Below are 22,114 nucleotides of genomic sequence, written 5' to 3'. Positions count from 1 at the left end.
AATGCCAAAGTAAGCCGAAAAGCTGTTTCTGACCTTTCAGCAACACATAATTTATTATAAATATCTTGATTCTTAGAACAGAACCTCCTAATTTTGTCTAAAAATATCACTCATGAAAATAGTAGCCTTTATCTTGTGCACATTACTACCCCTACAAATTTTCTCCCAAAATAAGATAGAGAAATACCTGGACTCTCTGGATACAGAAGTCATCAGAAGTTCCAGCTACGCTCTGAAAAAACAAAACGAAATCAGTCAGCTTAAAAAGAATCTAGAAACGGCATCGTTTCTACAAGACAAGTATTCTTTCTGCAAACGCATCCTCATAGAATACAGCAAATACCAGGCTGATTCAGCCCAATATTACCTGAATAAATGGTATGAATACGGACAACAAAGCAAAAATCCTAAATGGGAACAAGAAATATTGCTCTACAAGGCTTACATTCAAACCCTGCGCAGCGACTTTACGAACGCCAACCATGTACTTTCCCAACTGCCCGACATTGAAAACATAGAACCCGAACTGCGCTATCTTTACGCCAGAATACAATTTGAGCGATTGCTTCACATTAATAATTTAGCAGAAAACAAAGATTCTTCCCTGAATATCCGTATATGGAACAAATATTCCCCATACATCTCTCCCACCGATGTTTATTATTCCATCTATTACACAAGCCTGTTTCCACACAAGATGACCGACAGTATCTATACGACTCTCAAGACGGAAGCAGAACGTGCCCCCAACGCTACACCACAAAAGGCTTTCCTCCAATTTTGTCTGTCGCATCTGTACGAGCTTAAAGGAGATATGGAACAATCTTTCATCTATGCCATCTGTTCAGCCATTACCGATATCCAAATGGTAAACAACGATTCCCAATCGATGCTGTACATTATACAACTGATGAGCCAGTATACGGAAGGCAAAGACCAACTGGGCAGACTGTACAAGTATACGCAATTCTGTTCCGACAATATATGCGATTATAAAGACTTGGGCAGAAGTTTACAGTTGATTGTAATACAGAATCAGGTACAGAAAATGTACAAACAGTTTATCAGTCAAAAACAGCAGCGATATTCAGCGACCCTCATAATCTGTCTGATTCTGATTATCGTGGCAGCAGGTATAGCATATGCATCAGTCAGACGATACAAGAAAAAAATAAAAGACATAACAGACGTAACTCAAGATTACCAAAAGCAACAGGCACTCATATCCGAATTGCAGCGAGAAAGCAAGACTGCCAATGACAAGATCAACGCCCTCGAAGCTGAAATAGAGAGAAAGAACAATTTCTACATCGAAAGTCTGAGAACGCAGGTCAGTCTGGTTACAAAATTTTCGCAAACCAAGAAAACCCTTCTCAACCTGATTACGACATCGCAACTGAGAGAGGCAAAGAAGCTGTTGAGTGACTCCCTGCTCAACAACAGCGAGCTCAATCAGTTGTACGAAAGTTTTGATGAGATTTTCTTGTCCATCCATCCGGACTTTGTAGAACGCTTCAACAAGCTGCTGACTCCGGAAGCACAGATTACTCTCGAATCGCCACAGAAGCTGACCATCGAATTACGTATCTATGCACTGGTATGTCTGGGAGTAACGGATAGCATAAGCATTGCCAAACTGCTGAATTACTCACCGCAAACCATCTATAATTACCGGCTGAAAATACGCCATTCGTCCATAATTCCGGAAAAGGACTTTGCCAAGACTGTCATGAACATGTATAAGGACGACCTGGCAGACGAAGAAGCGCAGTCAGACGAATAGAAAGATTCGTCTACACAGAGAAAAAACTTATCCAAGACATCAAGGTATTTCAGTAAAAACGTCCCGATGTTTTTTGATTTTTTGTACAAATTCTCAAAAAATATCGGGACGTTTTCCTGTAATCATCGCCTATCTGCAAGAAAGGGGGATAAATATCGGACTTGCCAAAAGGGAATGCAGGGAACTTCGGTTTATGAATGCCGACAAGCCCTATTTCGCCATCGGCTTTCCGAACATGGCAGGAGGATATGAAGTGCGCAACAGATACTTCAAGGGATGTGTAGCTCCGAAAGACATCACCCATATCCGACAGCAGGGCGAGCCACGAAGCGTGTGTTATCTGTTCGAGGGGTTCATGGATTACCTTTCGTTCCTTACCATACGTGTTGGGAGCAATCCGCACCCCCCACGATTGGACACGCAGGACTATATCATACTGAATTCCGTTTCCAATCTTGCGAAAGCAGAAAGCATATTGGAGACCTACGCCCGAATCGGCTGTTTCCTTGACAACGACACGGCAGGGCGGAACACCTGCAAGAAGCTGAAGGAGAGGTTCGGGGAACGGCTGCTTGACAAGTCACTGTACTATCGTGGGTATAAGGACTTGAACGACTACCTGCGCGGTAAGCCACTGTCCCAATCGGCAGAGCCGATAAAGGAGAAGGAGCAAGTCCAATCCGCAAGGCGGATGATGCAGCCACAGAAAAAGAAAGGAAGAATATATAGGTTGTAGTTTTACACATGGAAAAGGCGCACGGCAGCGACAGCGGAACGACCGCACATATCGAGCATTTCATCATACCGAAGAACGTCGACCCCACACGCACCTGAACCGCAGGCTCATCGACTACCCCGACGGGGTGAAAGACCGTTCGGCGGCTGTTCAGAGAAGACTGGAAGAAGCGGGGCTGACACGCAAAATCGGAAGCAACCAAGTACGGGCTATCCGCATCAACGTATCGGGAACGCACGAGGACATGAAGCGGATAGAGGAAGAGGGACGTTTGGACGAGTGGTGCGCCGATAATCTGAAATATTTCGCCGACACGTTCGGAAAGGAGAACATCGTGGCGGCTCAGGATACAAAGATAGCGATAAAAGTGAGAACCGGAAATATTCGGGAAAGACTTTGATTGGCAAAGCGTCTCAATGAGAAGCGCATCATGGTAAAGGCAGTAAACAACAGAGGTGTGCCCTACACAAGTGTGGCACACCTCTGCTATATGAAGTCCTTGGCGAACCTCTTCTGCAACGGCTGTTCTAATGCTTATACTTTGCAACAAACTGGTTAATCAGGTCCGGCTGCGTCATCAGTGGGCGAGCCATGCCGACATAATCAATCGCGGTCTCATTAATCATCTTCTCCATCTCTTCGTAGATGCGGTTGCCGCCCGTGACGATGACCGGCACGGAGGTCTCTCGGGCAATCTTGTCGGCCATCTCCTTGAAATAGGCGGTGTTCATCTTGTACTTGGTGAAAGGGCCGCTGACCTCAATGGCATCGATTCTTCTTTTCGCCAGCTCGCGGCAGAGATAGAGGCAGTCCTCATGCGTGACACCTTGCTCGAAATGGTCCTCGCTCTGCACCTTGATCCATACGGGGAAATCCTCGCCGACGGCGCGGCGGATTGCCCCATAGACCTCGATGGTAAGCCGATAGCGATTCTCGCGGCTTCCACCATAGTTGTCCGTGCGCCGGTTGTAGTAGGGCGTGGCAAACTGATGGAGCAGATAACCGTGGCAGGCATGAATCTCCACGCCATCGAATCCGGCTTGCTTGGCGCGCAGGGCAGCTGCGGCAAACTCGTTGATTGTATTACGGATATCCTCCTCGGTCATCTCTTTGGGAGTGATGCCCGTGTGGAGATTTTTCACGGCACTTGCCCCCATAAGCTCGCCATCGGGAGCTGTGCGCGACGAATATCCGGAGCCTACACTGACCAACTGCATCAGGATGTTGCTGCCATGGCTATGCACAAGGTCGGTGAGCCGTTGGCCACCCTCGATGAACGTATCGTCATACATGGCCAGGATGTTCATGTTCTTTTCATTCCGACCCACCACCGTATATCCGGTCAGAATCGTTCCCACACCCCCTTTGGCCAGTGATTCATAGAGGTTCAATAGCTCGTCGGTCACTTTTCCGTTCGGAGTGGGATCGCTTACCGAGGCCCGAACAAAGCGGTTTTTCATCTGCATGGGCCCGATCGAGGTTTCATCGAATAACGTTTTTGGGGGAGCGGCGGCAGTTGACGGTTCTGTGCTTGTCTCACCTTTCTGTTTGGTAATAAAACGGCAATAGGGACGTTGTACGACCATGGACATGGCTGCAAACAGCATAGCCACCACAAGCAGCGGCACAGATGCCTGCTCAAAGAGGAAGGCGGCGAAGAGTTCGTAGTCCAGCAATTCGAATCCGGTTCCAAGACACATGATGGCCATGATGAGAATCCAGAGCATCTCTCTGAATTCGGTCAGCGTCTGAATGGTTTGGGGCGAAATCTTTACATTATAGGGAACTATGCGGCCAAGTAGCTCCTGGCACGATCCCATCGGGTACATCCATGCACAATAGTGTCCCTTTTTTCCGAAAAAGGGAAAGATGAATGCCGCTATTCCCAATATCTTCTGATTCTTGTTGACTGCTATGGCCATCAACAATAGGCAGCAGGTCAACAGCTGAATGATAAGTGTTAGATTTTTCATCGTTTCTTCTGTTTTTGGTTGCAAAACTATTGAATAAGTCATATATTTGCAAGTACTTACCAAATAGTAATGTAGTAACTAAAAGGTGTATTTTATGGAATACCAGCATGTTGATGAAAAATATTCTTTTAACGGGGAGATATATTTGTGTCCGTTAGACGTGGCCATAGAGATTATTGGCGGAAGATGGAAAGCCAAGATTCTATATCATCTGCAATATGGTCCATTGCGTTCGAGCGAACTGCAACGCCGCGTAAAGGGCGAGATTTCCAACAAGATGTTCACCCAAGTAGTGCGTGAACTGGAAAAGGCGGGTGTGATACGGCGCATAGTCTACCCGGTTGTGCCGCCGAAGGTGGAATATGAACTGACCGAGTTGGGACAATCCGTTATTCCCAACATCAATGACCTGTCACAATGGGGGCGTCGTGTCGGGAAACGAATCGAGGAGTAAGAAGCGGAGCAGGTAATCTGTTCATAGACGTCAGAATGAAGAGAATTTACGGTGCATTCATTCCAAATGTGATTAGAAAATCCACTCAACTTTTTATCATTTACACGCTTGATGTTTTTCGTTTTTTGAAAAACATATTATATTTGCAGATGAAAGAGTTATTTGACAGCACAGCATCGCAAAACGCTGAAATTCGCACAGTTGCCAAATCGTTACCTCTATTTCTCAAGTAATTCGCTAAAAGTTTATTTTTCAATCGGTTAAGCCAAACCGATAAAAATCTTAAAATAGTTTTTCAATTTCTATTCAGGTTTTTACTGAATTTCTCGGTGTAATTGTATCTTTGCACAGACCAACACACTAATATAATGAAAAAACTATTATTATCTCTATATATACTCTCGTTGTGCTACTTGCCTTCAAATGCACAAACAGAAAATATGGAGCATAGATTTTAACAGGAACAGTAGACGGAGAAGATGGTATTCTTTTAGTCCATATCCAGCTATCCCAGTTTATATAAATGCAAGGATTACTGCTAAGAAAGTACTTGATATTACAAAACAATTATTATACCAATAAGAAGGATTGTATGGCTCGACAAAGACAAATTATCAAAAATCCTTAGCAATCTCTTTACAAACGCTTTGAAACATACGCCACAAAACGGCTGTATAAAAATCGGTTTGGCTTGCATAGACTATAATCAGGCAGCTTCAATTATTAAAGATTTACCTGTATACCAAAAGTATATCCACATTTATGTTCAAGATAGTGGGAAAGGTATCCCCGAAGAACAACTTACCGACATCTTCAAAAGATACTATCAGGCAGATAATAAATCTGGATTAAAATATGCAAATTGGGGTACTGGGATTGGACTATATTATGTAAAGCGGCTGGTACAACTTCATCACGGAAATGTAATAGCTCAAAATGTAAAGGACGGTTCTCAATGTCCTGGGGCCATATTTCATGTACTGCTCCCTATTGATGATAGCGCTTATGAAAAAGACGAAAGACTATCGGTTGAAAAAAATAATTTTGAGAATCTTTTTGAAGATACACCAACATATCCTTCAACAAATGCTACTATTGCGATAGACCCATCAAAACCACATCTATTGATTGTAGATGATGATATTCAAATATCGGTCTATCTCAAATCTCTATTCGAAAAGGAATATAACGTGACCAATAAATACGATGCAGAATCTGCCATAGCAGCATTAGAGAATCTGGAGCCGGACATTATCTTATCGGACGTTGTCATGGGAGAAATATCGGGATATGAGTTCTGTAAAAGGCTGAAAGCCAACCAACTTTACTGCCATATTCCTGTTATTCTGATTACAGCTAAATCGCAAATAACAGAACAAGTAGAAGGACTGAATGTAGGAGCCAGTGCATACGTTACCAAACCATTTAACCCGGAATATCTGAAAGCACTCGTCAAATCTCTCTTACAAAACAGAGATAATATACGATCCTTACTACTATCTTCTTCTACCAATAATTCGCAAACTATAACAAATGCCCTGTCTACACAAGATATGGCCTTTATGAATAATCTGTACCAGTTAATGGATAGCATGATGTCGCAAGATGATTTGAATTTTAACCTTATAGCAGAAAAGTTATGCATGAGTCGTTCTAAGTTCAACTACAAACTGAAAGGTCTAACAGGAGAAACGCCCATACATTTCTTTCTTAAGTATAAACTCAACAAAGCAGCAGAACTGCTAAAAAGCGGCAAATACAACGTATCCGAAGTCGCAGACATTACCGGATTCGGAACTGTATCTCATTTTTCTGTCAGCTTTAAGAAACAATTTGGTGTGAATCCCAGTGAATACAAATAATACAGTATAATCCTCATAAATTAGGATTGCCGGATAACGGGAATTGACGTTACTTTGCAGCCGAATTACAAAACCACTAAACAGATAGCATGAAACGTACAATTCTCGCTTCGCTGGCAACTGCCGTGACGACAGTCGCTTTTGCCGCTCCAACCGATACAGAGATTGCATTGGTCAAGGACACTACCAAAGTTATAGACATCGAAGAAGTGGTGGTTATCGCCACTCCCAAGGAAAATAACCGTCTGCGCCAGCAGGCTATTTCGTCGACTTCGCTCTCGCAGAACGAAATGCGCAACAACTCGGTGACTTCGGTCAAGGCGTTGTCGGGACTTGTACCCAATCTGTTTATCCCCGATTACGGTTCCAAGCTGACTACCTCGGTGTATGTCCGCGGTATCGGTTCGCGTATCAACACGCCTGCCGTGGGTCTGTATGTCGACAATATTCCATTTATCGACAAGTCGGCTTTCGACTTCAACTATTCCGATATCGAACGAATCGACGTGATGCGTGGTCCGCAGGGAACGCTGTACGGACGAAACACCATGGGCGGACTGATTCGTGTGTTTACCAAATCGCCTTTTACCTATCAGGGTACGGATATTCGTCTGAGCGCAGCTACATACAATGACTATAAAGCCTCTCTGACTCACTATCACCGTATTTCTTCGCAGTTCGCTTTCTCCACGGGATTCTTCTACGAGCACAAGGGAGGTTTCTTCAAGAACAGTTTCAACAACAAGCGTATCGATACGGACGATGAGTTCGGAGGACGTTTCCGTGCCATCTACCTGCCTACGGAGAACTTGAAGCTGGACCTGACACTAAATTATGAATATACCAATCAGGGAGGTTATCCGTACGAATATACCGGACGTACCGACGACAAGACGGAAGACCGCAATGAATACATCGGAAAGATTTCGTACAACCATACGTGCGGTTACAAGCGTAACTTGCTGAACGGTGGTCTGAATCTGGAACATCAGGCAGACAACTTTATCCTGAGCAGCGTGACGGGTTTCCAGTATCTGTACGACCAGATGAACCTGGATCAGGACTTTACGGAAGCTGATATTTATACGATGATGCAGAAACAGAACTCGAAGACCATCAGCGAGGAACTGGTATTGAAGTCGAAGCCGGGCAACCGCTGGCAGTGGACTACGGGAGTAAGCGGATTCTATCAGTGGCTGACAACCGATGGTCCGGTTACTTTCCAGGAAGACGGTATACAGAGCCTCATCGAGGATAACATCAACGCAGGACTCTCGCATCTGCCTGCCGGAGCGCCTACTCTGGCGGCTAAGATTACGACACGACCCTTGCCCGTATCGGGTGTGTTCGATACACCGATTTTGAACGGTGCCATTTACCACCAGTCTACGTTCAACGATGTGCTAGTAGAAGGTCTGTCGGTTACGGCTGGTCTGCGTCTGGACTACGAGAAACTGAAACTGGACTACAACTCGGTATGCGACATGAATTTCGATTTCAGCGTATCGGCTCCTTTCCTTCCAACGGCAATTGTCCGACCGCTGAATGCTAAGACGCAGTTCGTCGGCAAGGAATCGACCGACTACTTGCAGTTGCTGCCTAAGTTTACCATTCAGTACGCATGGAACAGCAAGAACAACGTGTATGCTACCGTCAGCAAGGGATACCGATCAGGAGGATACAACATTCAGATGTTCTCCGACCTGATACAGAACAACATGCGAAACGATATGATGAATGCCATCAAGCAGGACGAGGTGCTCGGCAAGTTTGCCGGAATGATGCCGGATATGCCAGCTTCGGATGTCAACGTATCGGATGCTACACTCTACAAGCCTGAATATTCATGGAACTATGAGGTTGGTTCGCACACTACCCTGTTCGACGACAAGCTGCAAGCCGACGTTGCTCTGTTCTACATGGATACACGCGACCAGCAGATTTCACGTTTTGCCGAAAGCGGACTGGGACGTATCACGGTCAATGCGGGAAAGAGCCGCAGCCTGGGAGCTGAAGCTTCCCTGCGTGCACAGGTGACTGATGCTTTCAGCCTGAACGGAAACTACGGATATACGTACGCTACCTTTACCGACTACGTGGTGAGCGACACAGAGAACTACAACGGCAACTATGTGCCTTTTGTTCCCAAGCATACGTTCAATGTAGGAGCACAGTATGTGTTCACTATGAGAAAGGGTGCTATCTTAGACAACATTACGGTGAATGCCAACTACAAGGCTGCCGGACGTATCTACTGGACAGAACAGAATAATGCCAGTCAGGCGCTGTACGGCACACTGAACGGACGTGTCAACTTCAACAAGGGCAACGGACAGTTGGCTTTCTGGATAAACAATGCACTCAACACCGACTATCAGGCATTCTACTTCGAAACCATGAACAGAGGCTTTGCGCAGAAAGGCCGTCCCCTTCAGGTAGGTGTGGATATCCGCTGCCGCTTCTGATGTCCGCCTCACATTCCGTAAACCAAACGGATATGTCGAACGAAGCTCTACATAGGATATTATGCCTTAAGGCATTAAAGAATACATTTCATAAATAGAAACTTAAAAACAAAGCATCCTCCTGTCTTTGGTTCCTTCACAACGAAGGCTAAAGCAGGAGGATGCTTTTTATAGATTGCTCCTGTTCGCGTTTCAGGCGTTTCTGCTCCGGTTCTTTTTGAAAGGTTCAGGGTTTCTCCTCAGATCACGATTCTCGCTATGTTTCTGATAGCTATATCTTTTATAAAATCATTATTTTTAGGTATTTCAAAACTCCTCCATACACCGTTACTTTGCAATGTCAAATCAACTAAAAGCATAAAGCAATGAAAAAGACTGGTGTATTTTACGGTTCTACAACAGGCACAACCGAGTCTGTTGCACGCATGATAGCAAACAAGTTAGGAATTTCTTCCGGTGACGTATACGATGTAAGCAAGCTCACTGCTGATGTGGCAGGGAGCTATGAAGCACTGATTTTAGGAACATCTACCTGGGGCGACGGCGAATTGCAGGACGACTGGTACGACGGCATCAAGGTTTTGAAAGGAATGGATCTTTCCGGCAAGACGGTTGCCCTGTTCGGATGCGGTGACTCGGAATCTTACGCCGATACGTTCTGCGACGGCATGGGTATCTTGTTCAACGAACTGAAAGACAGTGGCTGCCGCTTCATCGGTACAGTTCCAGCTACAGACTATACCTACAGTTCTTCTGTAGCCGTAACCGACGACGGGTGTTTCGTGGGGCTTGCCATCGACGACATCAACGAAAGCGACAAGACCGAAGAGCGTATAACGGCATGGATGGAAACCCTGAAAGCCGAACTTGCCTGAAACCGACCTTCGGACAACCCTATCAGTCATTCCCAACAAACTACTCCCATGAAAGTAACTGAAATCAATCCCGTAGAACTGAAAGTGTTTCTGAACCACATCTACGAATACAAAAAAGGTGTGCGTCAGATGGTGCTCTACACCACCAACAAGAAATACGAAACATTTGCCATAAACCGGTTGAAAAGCCAGCGCATCCCGTTCGTGATTCAGCCGGTAGACGAGGAACGCATCAACTTGTTTTTCGGCAAGGCAGAATGTATCAATGCCATCCGCCTGATGGTAACCCGGCCCTTGAACCTGCTCAGCCCCGAAGAAGATTTCATTCTGGGAGCTATGCTGGGATACGATATCTGTGCACAATGTAAACGTTACTGCACACGCAAGACTCGCACGCGTGCATCTTAATCAACATCGTTTTTTCTATTCATTCAGTGCACCACAATGCGGACAAACACCCTTTGTCCGCATTTTTGCTCCACACGCTCCACAGGCATACGGATATTTATCCGACTTCCGCAAGCGGTCTACACACCATACCGTATATGCAATCAGGCAGACATAGGCAGCATATACCCAAACATAAGTGAAGAATATGTACAGGAAGATACAATATGAAGCCAGTCCCAGCAGGTAGAAAAATGCTACCTCCAGCTTTGCCTGATGGAAAAGATCATCGAGCATGGCTACCCCCACCAGCAGAATCAGTCCCACACACACGATGAACAGGCCGAGGATAAACGGCACACCAAACGGATTCAGCGTAGGATCGTAATAATAGTGCATCCACGTTTCCGGTACGAAATGCTGGATGCTGTTGTATAACGTGGCAGCCATCGCCATCAGCAGCGACAAGGTAACCGGAAACACACTGTCGATGTCATTCAGTCCAATCAGCTTAATCTGTTTTTTACGTACTGCCCGATAGACAAACCACAGAAAGAAAACAGCCATTACCAAAAAGAACGGCAAGGCATGCGAACTACTGAACAAGTGAATAAAGCGGGAAATAGGATCCACCGGTACAATATGCTCCAGCAACTCGTGTTCCTGAATCCAACCGATAGTTTCCTGATCGCGTGCCACCTTTACCCAGATGGAATCCAGCGAATCCTGAGGATGCACATCAAATTCGGCTACTACCAACTGATTTCCCTTTACAACAGGAACACTATCCATGAACGGCAACTGGTGTAACCATAAGGTATCGGCCTCGACCTCGAAATTACTGCTCAGGGCATACGCCCGTTCGGGCAAGACGACCGGAAGTGAATCATCCTTTCCTTGCGGTCCCTTGTCTACCGAAGCTGCCGGACGGTAATGGCAAGCCACGATACCGAGCAGCAACAAGAGGATCAATATGTATTTACTCTTCTGCATATACTTTCATCTGACACTGCTTACAGTCGAACTGTAAACGGAAACGCTTGCCGTCGCTGCTGACCAGGAAATATGGTTCGCGGTAAGGCGAGCGCACTTTATGATGTACCGGACACCAGCCCATGCTGTAGCGCAAGCAATGCTTGCAGAACATCAGCGCAGCCTTTTCCGGTGCTTCTTTTTCGAATGCCGGTGCAATACGCCGTACCCCGTGATCGTGATAGAAAGCGGCAGCGGCGCCGTTCATCACATTTCCCAAGTATGTCAGTTCCTGAACCGGAAAAGCATGATGGGTTTCGGGCATACGCCAGATTTCCTGCGGATAATTGATGCGACGAGCCTCCAGCAGTTTCTCTACCGCCCGACGTCGCAGGTCGGACAGTTCGGACGAAGGAATAAACCAGTTGTCCGACAAGGCAATTTCTACCGCCGTAGCCTCGAACGGTGTATTTCCCAGCTTGCTCAACTGGTTCTTCAGGTTCTCCTGCTGAGGAGTACGTGCCAGTTCCTTTTCTCTGGGCAAGGCAATGCTGATACGGTTCTCATCCTCATCGGCAAGCGACAGGGTAAAGCCGAAATTATTCTCTTCCAGCCTCAGCGTCACAGCGATTTTCCGTTCGGCCGACTTCTTCTGCATCACCCGTTCAAACTCCTGATCGAAGTTACGGTACAGTTTGGTCTTGGGCTTTACACGCGGCATCTCCTGCGGATAGAGCTTGTTGCCGTCCACCCGGTTCACACGGAAGCCGCACAACTTACCCCGCTCATCGAGATAACACAAGCCGTCGCCGTTGCTGAACGACTTCACCCCCGCTACCGTGAGGTAATTGCCCCGAATCTCCTTGACCGTTCCTACCTCCTCGCCCAGCGATTTCGGTGTATCGAACGAGAAAATGCCCGGATTACGTCCGTGCGCGAAATAGTCGGTAAAGCCACGACTGAAACTCTTGTCCAACTGTGGACGGAAAGCGAGCTTCACCGTTCCCGACGAAGCACGTGTATATTCCTTGCGGCGCTTCAGGATAGCATCCAGTTTCTGACGGTAGTACGCCGTCACGTTCTTTACATACGATACATCCTTCAGTCGTCCTTCTATCTTGAGCGAAGAAGCCCCTGCATCGAGCAGTGCCTCCAGATTCTCACTCTGGTTCATATCCTTGAGCGACAGCAAGTGCTTGTTGCGCGCAATGACTTTTCCGTCGGCATCTACCATATCGAAGCCCAAGCGGCAGAACTGCGCACACTCTCCACGGTTGGCACTGCGGCCGAAGCACGCCTGACTCACGTAACATTGTCCGCTGTAACTTACGCACAACGCACCGTGCACGAAGACCTCGAGCAGCGTATCGGGACAGGCAGCATGTATTTGGGCAATCTCATCGAGCGTCAGTTCCCGTGCCAGCACCACCTGACGGAAACCGGCATCCGCCAGAAACTTGACCTTCTGCACCGTACGGTTGTCCATCTGCGTACTGGCATGCAGCGGGATAGGCGGCAGGTTGAGCCGTGTAATTCCCATATCCTGAACAATCAGCGCATCCACTCCGGCACGATACAAATCCCAGATCATCGCTTCGGTATCCTTCAATTCCTCGTCACGCAGAATCGTATTCACCGTGACATAAATACGGACATTGTACACATGCGCATACTGCACCAGTGCGGTAATGTCTTCCAGCGAATTGCCGGCAGCCGCACGTGCTCCGAAGCGGGGAGCACCGATATACACCGCATCGGCACCATGATTGATAGCCTCGATGCCGCACTCCAGGTTCTTTGCCGGAGCCAATAGTTCGATAGGACGTTGTCTGATCATTACTTTATCTGATTAATATCGTATGGAGTTTCCTGATATACATAATAGTTCAGCCAGTTGGAGAACAGCAGGTTCGCCGTACTCCGCCAGCGTACCAGCGGTCCCTTTTCAGGATCATTGTCGCGGTAATAGTTCTTCGGCATATCGATGGGCAGACCTTTTCCCAAGTCACGGCGATATTCCGTATCCAGCGTATAAGGAGAATATTCCGAATGACCGGTCACGTAAAACTCACGTCCGCCACGAGCCATCACGATATGCACGCCCGAATCGTCCGACTCGGAAATGATGGTCAGCTCAGGATGTTTCTCGATGTCCGCACGGCGCACCTCCGTGTGGCGGCTATGAGGCACGAAGAACACATCATCGAAGCCGCGGAAGATAGGCAGTTTGCTCATGCCCTCACAGATATGATGTTCGAAGATACCGAACATCTTCTTGTCGAGCGGATATTTAGGAATCCCGTAGTGATGATACAGTCCCGCCTGTGCCGCCCAGCAGATATAGAGCGTAGAAGTGACGTGCGTCCGCGTCCAGTCGAATATCTCTTGAATCTCGCCCCAATAGTTCACCTCCTCGAAATCGAGGTGTTCCACCGGCGCACCGGTAATGATCATTCCATCAAATTTCTCATCGCGCATCAATTCGAAATCGCGGTAAAACGCCTTCATGTGTTCGATGGGCGTATTCTTCGAAGTATGGCTTTTCAGTTTCATGAAACTGACCTCAATCTGCAACGGTGAGTTAGACAACAGGCGGATCAAGTCGGTTTCGGTAGTTATTTTCAGCGGCATCAAGTTGAGGATGACAATTTTCAGCGGACGAATATCCTGCGTACTGGCGCGGGAATTGTCGATAACGAAAATGTTTTCTTCCTTCAGTAAGTCGATAGCCGGAAGTTTGTCTGGTAAATTAAGTGGCATTTCTTTATGAATTAATTGCAAGTGCAAAATTAGGAAATAAAAATAAAATCTCCCTTATTCTTTCACCGGAAAGACTATGAGAGCGAACAGATTATTTGTACAAAAATGCCCGAATTTCCTCCCCATTACCAAACTATCCGGACATTCTCTCTCTGTCCTGACGAAAGCCGCCGAATTTAATCATGCCATAATAGACCTCCTCGCAGCACAAACGACCGTCCATAAACTTGCATATATTAAGAAATTTTACGAATATTGCAAACCTGTTACAGGGACGACAACATATGTTTCTTGTATCTATAAATCTAAATATTGAAATTATTAACATAGGCATTATACTGATAACTTTATACAAACTTAAAATCCAATGAAAAACCTTCTGTTCATATCCTTAAGCTGCCTGACCTTTACAGCCTACGGTCAGACCAGAGAATTTGCCAACACCATCAAAGTAGAAGATTCCGATTCCAAGGAAGTCATTCTGGAAAAGGCGGCACATGTTGTCCCCAAAGCCAACCAGTTGCGTTCGCTGGAAAACGAGTTCATCGCTTTCGTACATTTTGGTCCCAATACATTTACTCGTAGAGAATGGGGAACCGGCAAGGAAGACCCGAAAATCTTCGACCTGAAGCAGTTGGACACCGACCAATGGTGTGAAGCCATGAAAGCCGCCGGAATGAAAATGGTGATACTGACAGTAAAGCATCACGACGGCTTCGTACTGTGGCAGAGCCGCTATACCAAGCACGGCATTATGTCGACCGACTTCCAGAACGGGAAAGGAGATATTCTGAAATCGCTGTCGGCTTCCTGTAAGAAATACGGACTGAAGCTGGGCGTATATCTGTCGCCGGCAGATTTGTATCAGATTGAAAGCCCCGACGGACTGTACGGCAACCTGAGTAAGTATACGATGCGTACCATTCCGCGTCCCGTCAAAGACCGCCCCTTCAAGAACAAGACCACTTTCCAGTTCATGCTGGACGACTACAACGAATATTTCATGAACCAGTTGTTTGAAATCCTTACGGAATACGGCGACATACAAGAAGTGTGGTTCGACGGAGCCCATCCCAAGCGTAAAGGAGGACAGCGCTACAACTATGCCGCATGGAAACAACTGATTAAAGCCGTAGCTCCCAACGCTTCTGTATTCGGACGGGAAGATATCCGCTGGTGCGGCAATGAAGGTGGCAAAACCCGAGATACGGAATGGAACGTGATTACCTATCCGGAAAATCCTGATACCACCTCTTATTTCCCCGATTTGACTGATTTGGATTTAGGTAGCCGCGAAGTTTTATACAAAGGCGATTACCTGCATTATCAGCAGGCAGAAACCAATACCTCTATCCGCGAAGGATGGTTCTACCGTGACGATACCCAGCAGAAGGTAAGAAGTGCCGACGATGTGTTCGACATCTACGAACGTGCTGTGGGTGGCAACTCGACTTTCCTCCTGAATATACCGCCCAACCGGGAGGGACGTTTTTCTGACAGGGACGTGGCAACGCTGAAGGAAGTGGGCCAGCGCATCCGTGAAACATACGGTGTAGACTTGCTGAAGGGCGCAAGCGGTCCGGCAGAGGTTCTGGATGACGATAAAAATACCTTCACGACAGTTGCCTGCGGAGCGAAAATAACTCTTACGACTCCCTCTCCCATCACCTTCAACCGTCTTGTGCTTCAGGAAGCCATCGCCCTGAGAGGAGAACGTGTAGAAGAACACGTGGTAGAAGCATGGATAGACCGCAAATGGAAAGAGATAGCACGCGGCACCAACATTGGCTACAAGCGTATTCTCCGTTTCCCGGATGTAACGACCAACAAGATTCGGGTTCGTTTCACACAGACACGTCTGGATGCAGCCATCAGCAAAATATCTGCCCACTACTACCATTCACGTCCGCCACAGTTGTCGGCACACCGTGATGCAAACGGCATGGTTACCATTGAACCCTTGCGACAGGATTTCAACTGGAACCGCAACGGCGAGAACAGTGCCGACAACTTGAATGCAGGCTATACCATTTACTATACGCTGGACGGCACAGAACCTACCGCCTCATCGAAGGTTTATACAGGACCGTTCTTTGCAGACAACCAAGAAGTATCTGCCGTTTCTGTACTGAACGACCAAAAAGGCGCTGTATGCAAGGAACAGTTCGGATATGTCAAGAAAGACTGGAAAGTAGTACACGCAGGCAGTGAGGACGGCGAGCATCAGGCAGCGTTTGCCATCGATGAAGATCCGGCTACTTACTGGCAGACAGCTCCGGCAGCAACCGACCAAAGTCTGACCATCGATATGGGTAGCGTGAAGTCCATCAAAGGCTTTGCCTATACTCCTCAGAAAGCTAATCAGGAAGGTATGTTTGAGCGTGGTACGATCTGGGTAAGCACAGATAACCAGAAATGGGAAAAAGCGGATGATTTCATGTTTGGCAACCTGATCAATGACCCTGTAAAACGTTACCATTACTTCAAATCGGAAGTGAAAGCCCGCTATGTAAAGATTGAAATGGTCGAATCTGCCAATCGGTCGAAGTATGCTTCGATTGCTGAACTCGATATTCTGTAAAGCGAAAGTGATAGCATAGAGGTAATTAATCTGCCCTGCCATTTCTCCTACTATGGGAAGAAATGGCAGGGTTTTACACTATCTTCATTTGACGGATAAATTCTATTACTGTTATAATATTGACTGGAGGAAATTCGTCTATGGATATTAATCAGAATAAACTAATTATGTATCATTAATATTTAAACATAAGTTGACTCTTTCAACTGTAACTGTTTATAAATAAGAACCTATGAAAGCAATACAAAACTGCTTACAGAAAATAGTTATCTATAAAATATATTCGTTAGAAAAGCAAAAAATGGAATATAATGACAATGAAGTATATAATCACATAGGAGTAGGTTTTTTGATTGTATTCTCATATATAGTAGTTATATTGCTTTTTTTATCCGTACGATTATTTAATGAATTGAGAAACAATTCCACACTTATTGTTTGCGTTACAATATTATGTTTTTCGGCTAAGTATTTTTTCGTAAAACATTTAAAACAAAAAAATATGTTCAGGCAATTCACGAAGAGTATTTACAAATGGATTTAAAGAAAAGAAAGGAAAACTATAAAGTGGGATTATATTACGTTGTATTTGTTATTTTATTTCCTCTATTCAGCATAGTAGTTATGGAATTAATGACTATCATTATTTTAAGAAAATCCTTTACTCTGACAAAATCAATATAACCATCCACAAAAAAGAAAAGCCACTGGAAATGTACGTTTCCAATAGCTTTTCTAACTTTATAAACTCAGGTAGTTCAAACCTATGTGTGTTACAAATATTATTATTTTTCAATGCTTCTTTCTTGTCTTGATGATTGAAGTAAATCACACCGACAATGGCTATAACCGACACAAGTACTGACATGATCTTACAAGCCATAAGCCTGAAAGTAGTGTTAATACTATGGCAATAGAACAACTGAGAACAAATTATAGCTATTTTACAACCGATTTTTGTAAATGCTTGCCATCAGCTTCTGGTACTGATTCTCCAGCTCCATGTAAGCCTGCAAGTTACGATATACGTTGTCGGCTTCCGTATAATAATCGATAATAGAAAGTTGTCCTGCGGTAACGGCTTCTTTCAGCATGTCCAGCGTTTGATGCATCAGTTCCACGTCGTATGCCTGCATGGCGGTAGTCAACTGCTGCATTTCGTTGAACTGACTCTGCACCTGAGCTTCTGCCTGCAAACGGGCATTATCCAACTGATACTGGGCACTGATAGCTTGTGCACGGGCTATCTGGTGCTTCTTCCGGTTCGAAAAGATCGGTAAACTTCCTCCGATAAGGAAACCGTTGCTCTTTTCATCGAGTGAAGTGTTGCGACGATAGCCTATTTCCAGCTTCGGCAACCAGCTCTGACGACTTACACTGATGTTCTTCTCGGCAGCACGTGCGGCGGCATCGGCAGCCAGCAGCGTGGCATCGGTAGCCATTACCTCGTCGTACAGGGCGTTATAGTCTTTCAGTGCTTCTACCTGCGGATAATCGCGTGAGGTAAAGTCCACTGGAAGATTGCCGTTCATGGCAAGCAACTGCTGCAAGGCGGTACGATGAGCAGCATTGTTCTGTGAAACTTCTGTCTGCACACTCATCCGCTCCATCTTGATTTTATTGACTTCCAGTATGCCGGCATCCCCTTCTTCCAGTCGTTTTTGGAACAAGGCAAGCAGTTCGTCGGCGTTCTTTTTCCGTTCTTCCAGCAGACCTTGCTGTTTGTTCAGCATCACAAGATCGAGGCAGAGATTCTTTGCATTCAGCAGAATACTGCGACGGGTAGCCTCGTACTGACGGTGAAGAGCTTCACGCTGCAACTTTCCCGAACGGCTGCGTGCTGCATACAAGGTAGGGAAGTCGAATCCTTGTGTCACGACCAGTTCCGAACTCGACATGCCGGTGATACCCTTGGTATAAAACGGACTATATTCTACCGAAGGATCTTCCAGGTTATTCTGTGTCTGGACTTCCAACTGGGCAGCACGGGTAGTCTGCTGCTGTGCCTGCAATTCTTTATTATTCTGTTCTATCTGACGGAGCACCTCGTCGATGCCCTGTGCCTGCATGCCTGCCGTAAAGAACAGGCATGCAGCCAATGTAATATAGGTATGTTTCATAATTACTGTTTATTAGCATCTGACTTTTTGCGGTTCATCAGTTCGTATACGATCGGAATGATAAATGCATTCAGGAAGGTCGAGGTAAGCAGACCTCCCAAGATAACCTTTGCCATCGGGCTTTGGATTTCGTTGCCAGGCAAATCGCCGCGCAAGGCAAGCGGTATCAAGGCCAGAGCAGACGACAAGGCGGTCATCAGAATCGGGTTCAGACGGTCGAGTGAACCGTGGATAATGCTTTCACGTACTCCCATGCCCTGCTCGTCGCGCAAGGTATTGTAATGGCTGATCAGCAGCATACCGTTACGGGTAGCGATACCGAACAGCGAAATAAATCCGATGATAGCTGGAATGCTGACTTCACCCGTGGTAAACAGCAGGGCGAAGACACCACCTATCAGGGCAAGCGGCAGGTTCAAGAGAATCACGCCACTCTGCGAGGCGTTGCGGAACTGTACATACAGCAGCAGGAAGATGACCACGATACTCATCAGGGAGGTAAGCAGCAAGGTACGGCTGGCGGCCTGCTCGCTTTCAAACTGTCCGCCGTATTCGATGTGATAGCCTTCGGGCAGTTGTATCTTTTCGTTCACCCGTGCCTGAATATCGTTTACCACACTGCGCAGGTCACGTCCGCTGGTGTTTGCCGAAATGACAATCTTACGCTTAACGTTCTCACGGTTGATGGTATTCGGTCCCATGGACGATTCCACACGTGCCACATAGCTCAGCGGTATCTTGCGTCCCTGGGCATCGTCTATCATGAGGTCTTTGATGCGTTCCATTGAACCACGGTTGTCTTCTGCCGCACGTACCACGAGGTTGAACGATTTTCCTTTTTCGTATACCTGAGAAACCACTTCACCCGCCATGTTCACCGTAACAAACTCATTGAACTGTGCCAGTGAAATGCCATACTTGGCAAGCATCTCGCGGCGAGGCACAATCTTCAGTTCCGGACGCTCTACCTGCTGCTCCACGTTCAGGTCGGCAATGCCTTCCACATCCCGTATCGCATCCTTTATCTGGTTACCCAGAGAGAACATCTTGTTCAGGTCGTCGCCGAAAAGTTTGATGGCGATGCTTGCCTGCGTACCACTCAGCATGGCATCGATACGGTGACTGATAGGTTGTCCGATTTCGATGTTGGCTCCGGTCAGTACCGACAATTTACGGCGTACGTCTTCAAGCACCTCTTCGTGTGAACGGCTATCCAGCTCGAACGGAGCTTCTATCTCGGATACGTTTACGCCCAGTGCATGCTCGTCGAGTTCGGCACGTCCGGTCTTGCGGGCTACGGTCTTGATCTCGGGAATGGTAAGCAGCAGTTCCTCTGCCTGACGACCAATCTTATCGGATTCCTCCAGTGAAATACCCGGAAGCGAACTTACATTGATGGTAAACGAACCTTCGTTGAAGGACGGCAAGAAGCTGTGTCCCAAGGTAAAGAACGCTCCCAGTGCCACCACAAACAAAGCGATGGTACCTCCTAACACCGTTTTCTTATGACCCAGTGCCCAAAGCAGTCCACGCTCATAATGTTTTTTCAGCCATACGGCTACAAAAGCTTCTTTCGGCAGTCCGTCTTTCTTGAAATCTCCTCCCAGCAGATAGCTGCACAGTACAGGAGTGAGTGTCAGGGCTACAACGGTCGAAGCAAACAGTGACACGATGAATGCGATGCCCAGCGGAACCAGCATTCGGCCTTCCATACCGCTCAGGAAAAACAGAGGCACGAAGCTCACCACAATAATCAGGGTTGAGTTGAGGATAGGCATACGTACCTCGCGTGAAGCATGGAATACCACATCCAGCACAGGCTTGCGTTCGCCGACGGGGAGCATGCGGTTCTCACGCAGATGCTTCCATACGTTCTCCACATCGACAATGGCATCGTCTACCAGCGAGCCGATGGCAATGGCCATACCTCCCAAGCTCATGGTGTTGATGCTGAGTCCCATATAGTGCAGTACCAGAATTGCGATGACCAGCGACAACGGAAGGGTTACCAGCGAAATGATGGTGGTTCGTGTATTGGCAAGGAACAAGAAGAGTACGATGACCACGAAGATGGCTCCCTCGTAAAGAGATTCCTGTACGTTGCCGATAGAGCTTTCGATGAAACGCGACTGACGGAAGATGTCGGTAGAAACCTTTACATCGGCAGGAAGATTCTTCTGTAAGTCCTTCAATGCTACCTCCAGTTTCTCGGTCAGTTCAATGGTTCCTGTATTGGGCTGTTTGGTGACGGTAATCAGTACGGCGGGCTTGCCCTTTTCCGAAGCCAGTCCCAGCTTAGGTTGCTGAGCTCCCACACGTACGTCGGCTATGTCTTCCAGCGTCACCGGAGCACCGTCGACTGTCTTGACTACCGAACGTGCCATCTGGCGTACGTCGTCGGTAGAAACCACTCCACGCACGATGTATTCGTTGCCGTATTCATAAATCACTCCACCGTTAGTATTCTGGTTCATGCCACGGGTTACTGCCATTACCTCACCCAGTGTCACACCGTAGTGTTTCATGCGTTCGGGATGCAGCAGTATCTGATATTCCTTGATGTCACCTCCTAATACGGCAACCTGTGCCACACCTCCGGTAGACAGCAGGCGCGGACGGATGGTCCAGTCGGCAAGGGTACGCAAGTCGAGCATGGAAGTGCTGTCGGCTGTCAGTCCTACTATCAGCAGTTCCCCCAAAATAGACGACTGAGGACCGAGGGTAGGATTGCCCACGTTGGCAGGAAGCGATTCTCCCACGGCTGCCAGCTTCTCGGAAACAATCTGACGTGCCAGGTAAATATCCGTATTCCAGTCGAACTCTACCCATACCACCGAAAAACCCGTTGTAGACGAAGAACGTACACGGCGTACCCCCGTGGCACCGTTTACGGCTGTTTCAATCGGGAAGGTAACCAACTGCTCCACCTCCTCGGCAGCCATGCCTCCCGCTTCTGTCATCACCACCACGGTAGGAGCGTTCAGATCGGGAAACACATCCACTTCGGTATGAAACGCCGTATAGGTACCTCCTATCAGCAGCAAGACCGAAGCGACCAGAACCAACAAGCGGTTCTGCAATGAAAAATGTATGATTTTATTCAGCATAATACTCTAATAAATGATATCCGTATCTGATAAATACTA

At 46.9% G+C, this 22,114-nt stretch carries 13 protein-coding genes and 2 pseudogenes; 9 read left to right on the top strand and 6 right to left on the bottom strand.

The window, feature by feature from the left end; translation table 11 throughout:
* Positions 1–112 precede the first annotated feature (112 nt).
* From WKT12_RS05135 to WKT12_RS05125, 3 genes and pseudogenes are all read left to right on the top strand, one after another.
* Complete coding sequence (locus tag WKT12_RS05135; RefSeq protein WP_340319000.1) at positions 113–1,783, top strand: DUF6377 domain-containing protein; 1,671 nt, start codon at positions 113–115, stop codon at positions 1,781–1,783.
* 115 nt (positions 1,784–1,898) lie between these two features.
* A pseudogene (locus tag WKT12_RS05130) lies at positions 1,899–2,519 on the top strand (toprim domain-containing protein); the annotation flags it as partial.
* Positions 2,520–2,527: 8 nt separating this feature from the next.
* Positions 2,528–2,862: pseudogene (locus WKT12_RS05125) on the top strand (MobV family relaxase); the annotation flags it as partial.
* A gap of 184 nt (positions 2,863–3,046) precedes the next feature.
* Here the strand turns inward: WKT12_RS05125 and WKT12_RS05120 are convergent.
* A complete protein-coding gene (locus WKT12_RS05120) occupies positions 3,047–4,492 on the bottom strand; it encodes an NADH:flavin oxidoreductase (protein ID WP_340318999.1) in 1,446 nt (481 codons plus the stop codon).
* Between the two features lie 94 nt (positions 4,493–4,586).
* Here WKT12_RS05120 and WKT12_RS05115 point away from each other — a divergent pair, with 94 nt between their 5' ends.
* From WKT12_RS05115 to WKT12_RS05095, 5 genes are all read left to right on the top strand, one after another.
* Positions 4,587–4,946 carry a winged helix-turn-helix transcriptional regulator gene (locus WKT12_RS05115; RefSeq protein WP_340318998.1) on the top strand — a complete coding sequence of 120 codons (360 nt, stop codon included), beginning with the start codon at positions 4,587–4,589 and terminating at the stop codon, positions 4,944–4,946.
* A gap of 566 nt (positions 4,947–5,512) precedes the next feature.
* Positions 5,513–6,808: a hybrid sensor histidine kinase/response regulator transcription factor gene (locus WKT12_RS05110; RefSeq protein WP_340319017.1), complete on the top strand. Its 1,296-nt coding sequence runs from the start codon at positions 5,513–5,515 to the stop codon at positions 6,806–6,808.
* 89 nt (positions 6,809–6,897) lie between these two features.
* Positions 6,898–9,273, top strand: a complete 2,376-nt coding sequence (locus tag WKT12_RS05105; RefSeq protein WP_340318997.1) for a TonB-dependent receptor — start codon at positions 6,898–6,900, stop codon at positions 9,271–9,273.
* Positions 9,274–9,638: 365 nt separating this feature from the next.
* Positions 9,639–10,148: a flavodoxin gene (locus WKT12_RS05100; RefSeq protein ID WP_340318996.1), complete on the top strand. Its 510-nt coding sequence runs from the start codon at positions 9,639–9,641 to the stop codon at positions 10,146–10,148.
* Between the two features lie 48 nt (positions 10,149–10,196).
* Complete coding sequence (locus WKT12_RS05095) at positions 10,197–10,556, top strand: DUF2023 family protein (protein WP_021970288.1); 360 nt, start codon at positions 10,197–10,199, stop codon at positions 10,554–10,556.
* A 15-nt stretch (positions 10,557–10,571) separates the two neighbouring features.
* Here WKT12_RS05095 and WKT12_RS05090 read toward each other — a convergent pair whose 3' ends face one another.
* Genes WKT12_RS05090 through metA form a run of 3 tightly spaced genes read right to left on the bottom strand, consistent with a single transcriptional unit; the run spans position 10,572 to position 14,267 of the window.
* The gene (locus WKT12_RS05090; protein WP_340318995.1) at positions 10,572–11,528 is read right to left on the bottom strand and encodes a hypothetical protein; all 957 of its coding nucleotides are present in this window, start codon (positions 11,526–11,528) and stop codon (positions 10,572–10,574) included.
* Entirely contained in the window at positions 11,515–13,344 is a 1,830-nt protein-coding gene (locus WKT12_RS05085) for a peptidase U32 family protein (RefSeq protein ID WP_021970286.1), read from the bottom strand. Before WKT12_RS05085 ends, WKT12_RS05090 begins: the two co-directional genes overlap by 14 nt.
* Positions 13,344–14,267, bottom strand: a complete 924-nt coding sequence (gene metA / locus WKT12_RS05080; protein WP_021970285.1) for a homoserine O-acetyltransferase MetA — start codon at positions 14,265–14,267, stop codon at positions 13,344–13,346. Before metA ends, WKT12_RS05085 begins: the two co-directional genes overlap by 1 nt.
* Before the next feature lie 367 nt (positions 14,268–14,634).
* Here metA and WKT12_RS05075 point away from each other — a divergent pair, with 367 nt between their 5' ends.
* Complete coding sequence (locus WKT12_RS05075) at positions 14,635–16,848, top strand: alpha-L-fucosidase (RefSeq protein WP_340318994.1); 2,214 nt, start codon at positions 14,635–14,637, stop codon at positions 16,846–16,848.
* Between the two features lie 944 nt (positions 16,849–17,792).
* Here the strand turns inward: WKT12_RS05075 and WKT12_RS05070 are convergent.
* The gene (locus tag WKT12_RS05070) at positions 17,793–18,968 is read right to left on the bottom strand and encodes a TolC family protein (RefSeq protein WP_340318993.1); all 1,176 of its coding nucleotides are present in this window, start codon (positions 18,966–18,968) and stop codon (positions 17,793–17,795) included.
* A gap of 2 nt (positions 18,969–18,970) precedes the next feature.
* The gene (locus tag WKT12_RS05065; protein ID WP_340318992.1) at positions 18,971–22,075 is read right to left on the bottom strand and encodes an efflux RND transporter permease subunit; all 3,105 of its coding nucleotides are present in this window, start codon (positions 22,073–22,075) and stop codon (positions 18,971–18,973) included.
* Positions 22,076–22,114 lie beyond the last annotated feature (39 nt).

The organism is Phocaeicola sp. HCN-6420, from assembly GCF_037890145.1.
GTDB lineage: Bacteria > Bacteroidota > Bacteroidia > Bacteroidales > Bacteroidaceae > Phocaeicola.
Note: the sequence above shows the minus strand (reverse complement) of the source record. Positions and strands in the feature narration are given on the sequence as shown.

Coding starts and splice junctions, on each gene's coding strand:
- WKT12_RS05115 (WP_340318998.1), top strand. CDS start 4,587: ATGGAATACCAGCATGTTGATGAAAAATATTCTTTTAACGGGGAGATA.
- WKT12_RS05065 (WP_340318992.1), bottom strand. CDS start 22,075: ATGCTGAATAAAATCATACATTTTTCATTGCAGAACCGCTTGTTGGTT.
- WKT12_RS05075 (WP_340318994.1), top strand. CDS start 14,635: ATGAAAAACCTTCTGTTCATATCCTTAAGCTGCCTGACCTTTACAGCC.
- WKT12_RS05120 (WP_340318999.1), bottom strand. CDS start 4,492: ATGAAAAATCTAACACTTATCATTCAGCTGTTGACCTGCTGCCTATTG.
- WKT12_RS05090 (WP_340318995.1), bottom strand. CDS start 11,528: ATGCAGAAGAGTAAATACATATTGATCCTCTTGTTGCTGCTCGGTATC.
- WKT12_RS05070 (WP_340318993.1), bottom strand. CDS start 18,968: ATGAAACATACCTATATTACATTGGCTGCATGCCTGTTCTTTACGGCA.
- metA (WP_021970285.1), bottom strand. CDS start 14,267: ATGCCACTTAATTTACCAGACAAACTTCCGGCTATCGACTTACTGAAG.
- WKT12_RS05105 (WP_340318997.1), top strand. CDS start 6,898: ATGAAACGTACAATTCTCGCTTCGCTGGCAACTGCCGTGACGACAGTC.
- WKT12_RS05085 (WP_021970286.1), bottom strand. CDS start 13,344: ATGATCAGACAACGTCCTATCGAACTATTGGCTCCGGCAAAGAACCTG.
- WKT12_RS05100 (WP_340318996.1), top strand. CDS start 9,639: ATGAAAAAGACTGGTGTATTTTACGGTTCTACAACAGGCACAACCGAG.
- WKT12_RS05095 (WP_021970288.1), top strand. CDS start 10,197: ATGAAAGTAACTGAAATCAATCCCGTAGAACTGAAAGTGTTTCTGAAC.
- WKT12_RS05135 (WP_340319000.1), top strand. CDS start 113: ATGAAAATAGTAGCCTTTATCTTGTGCACATTACTACCCCTACAAATT.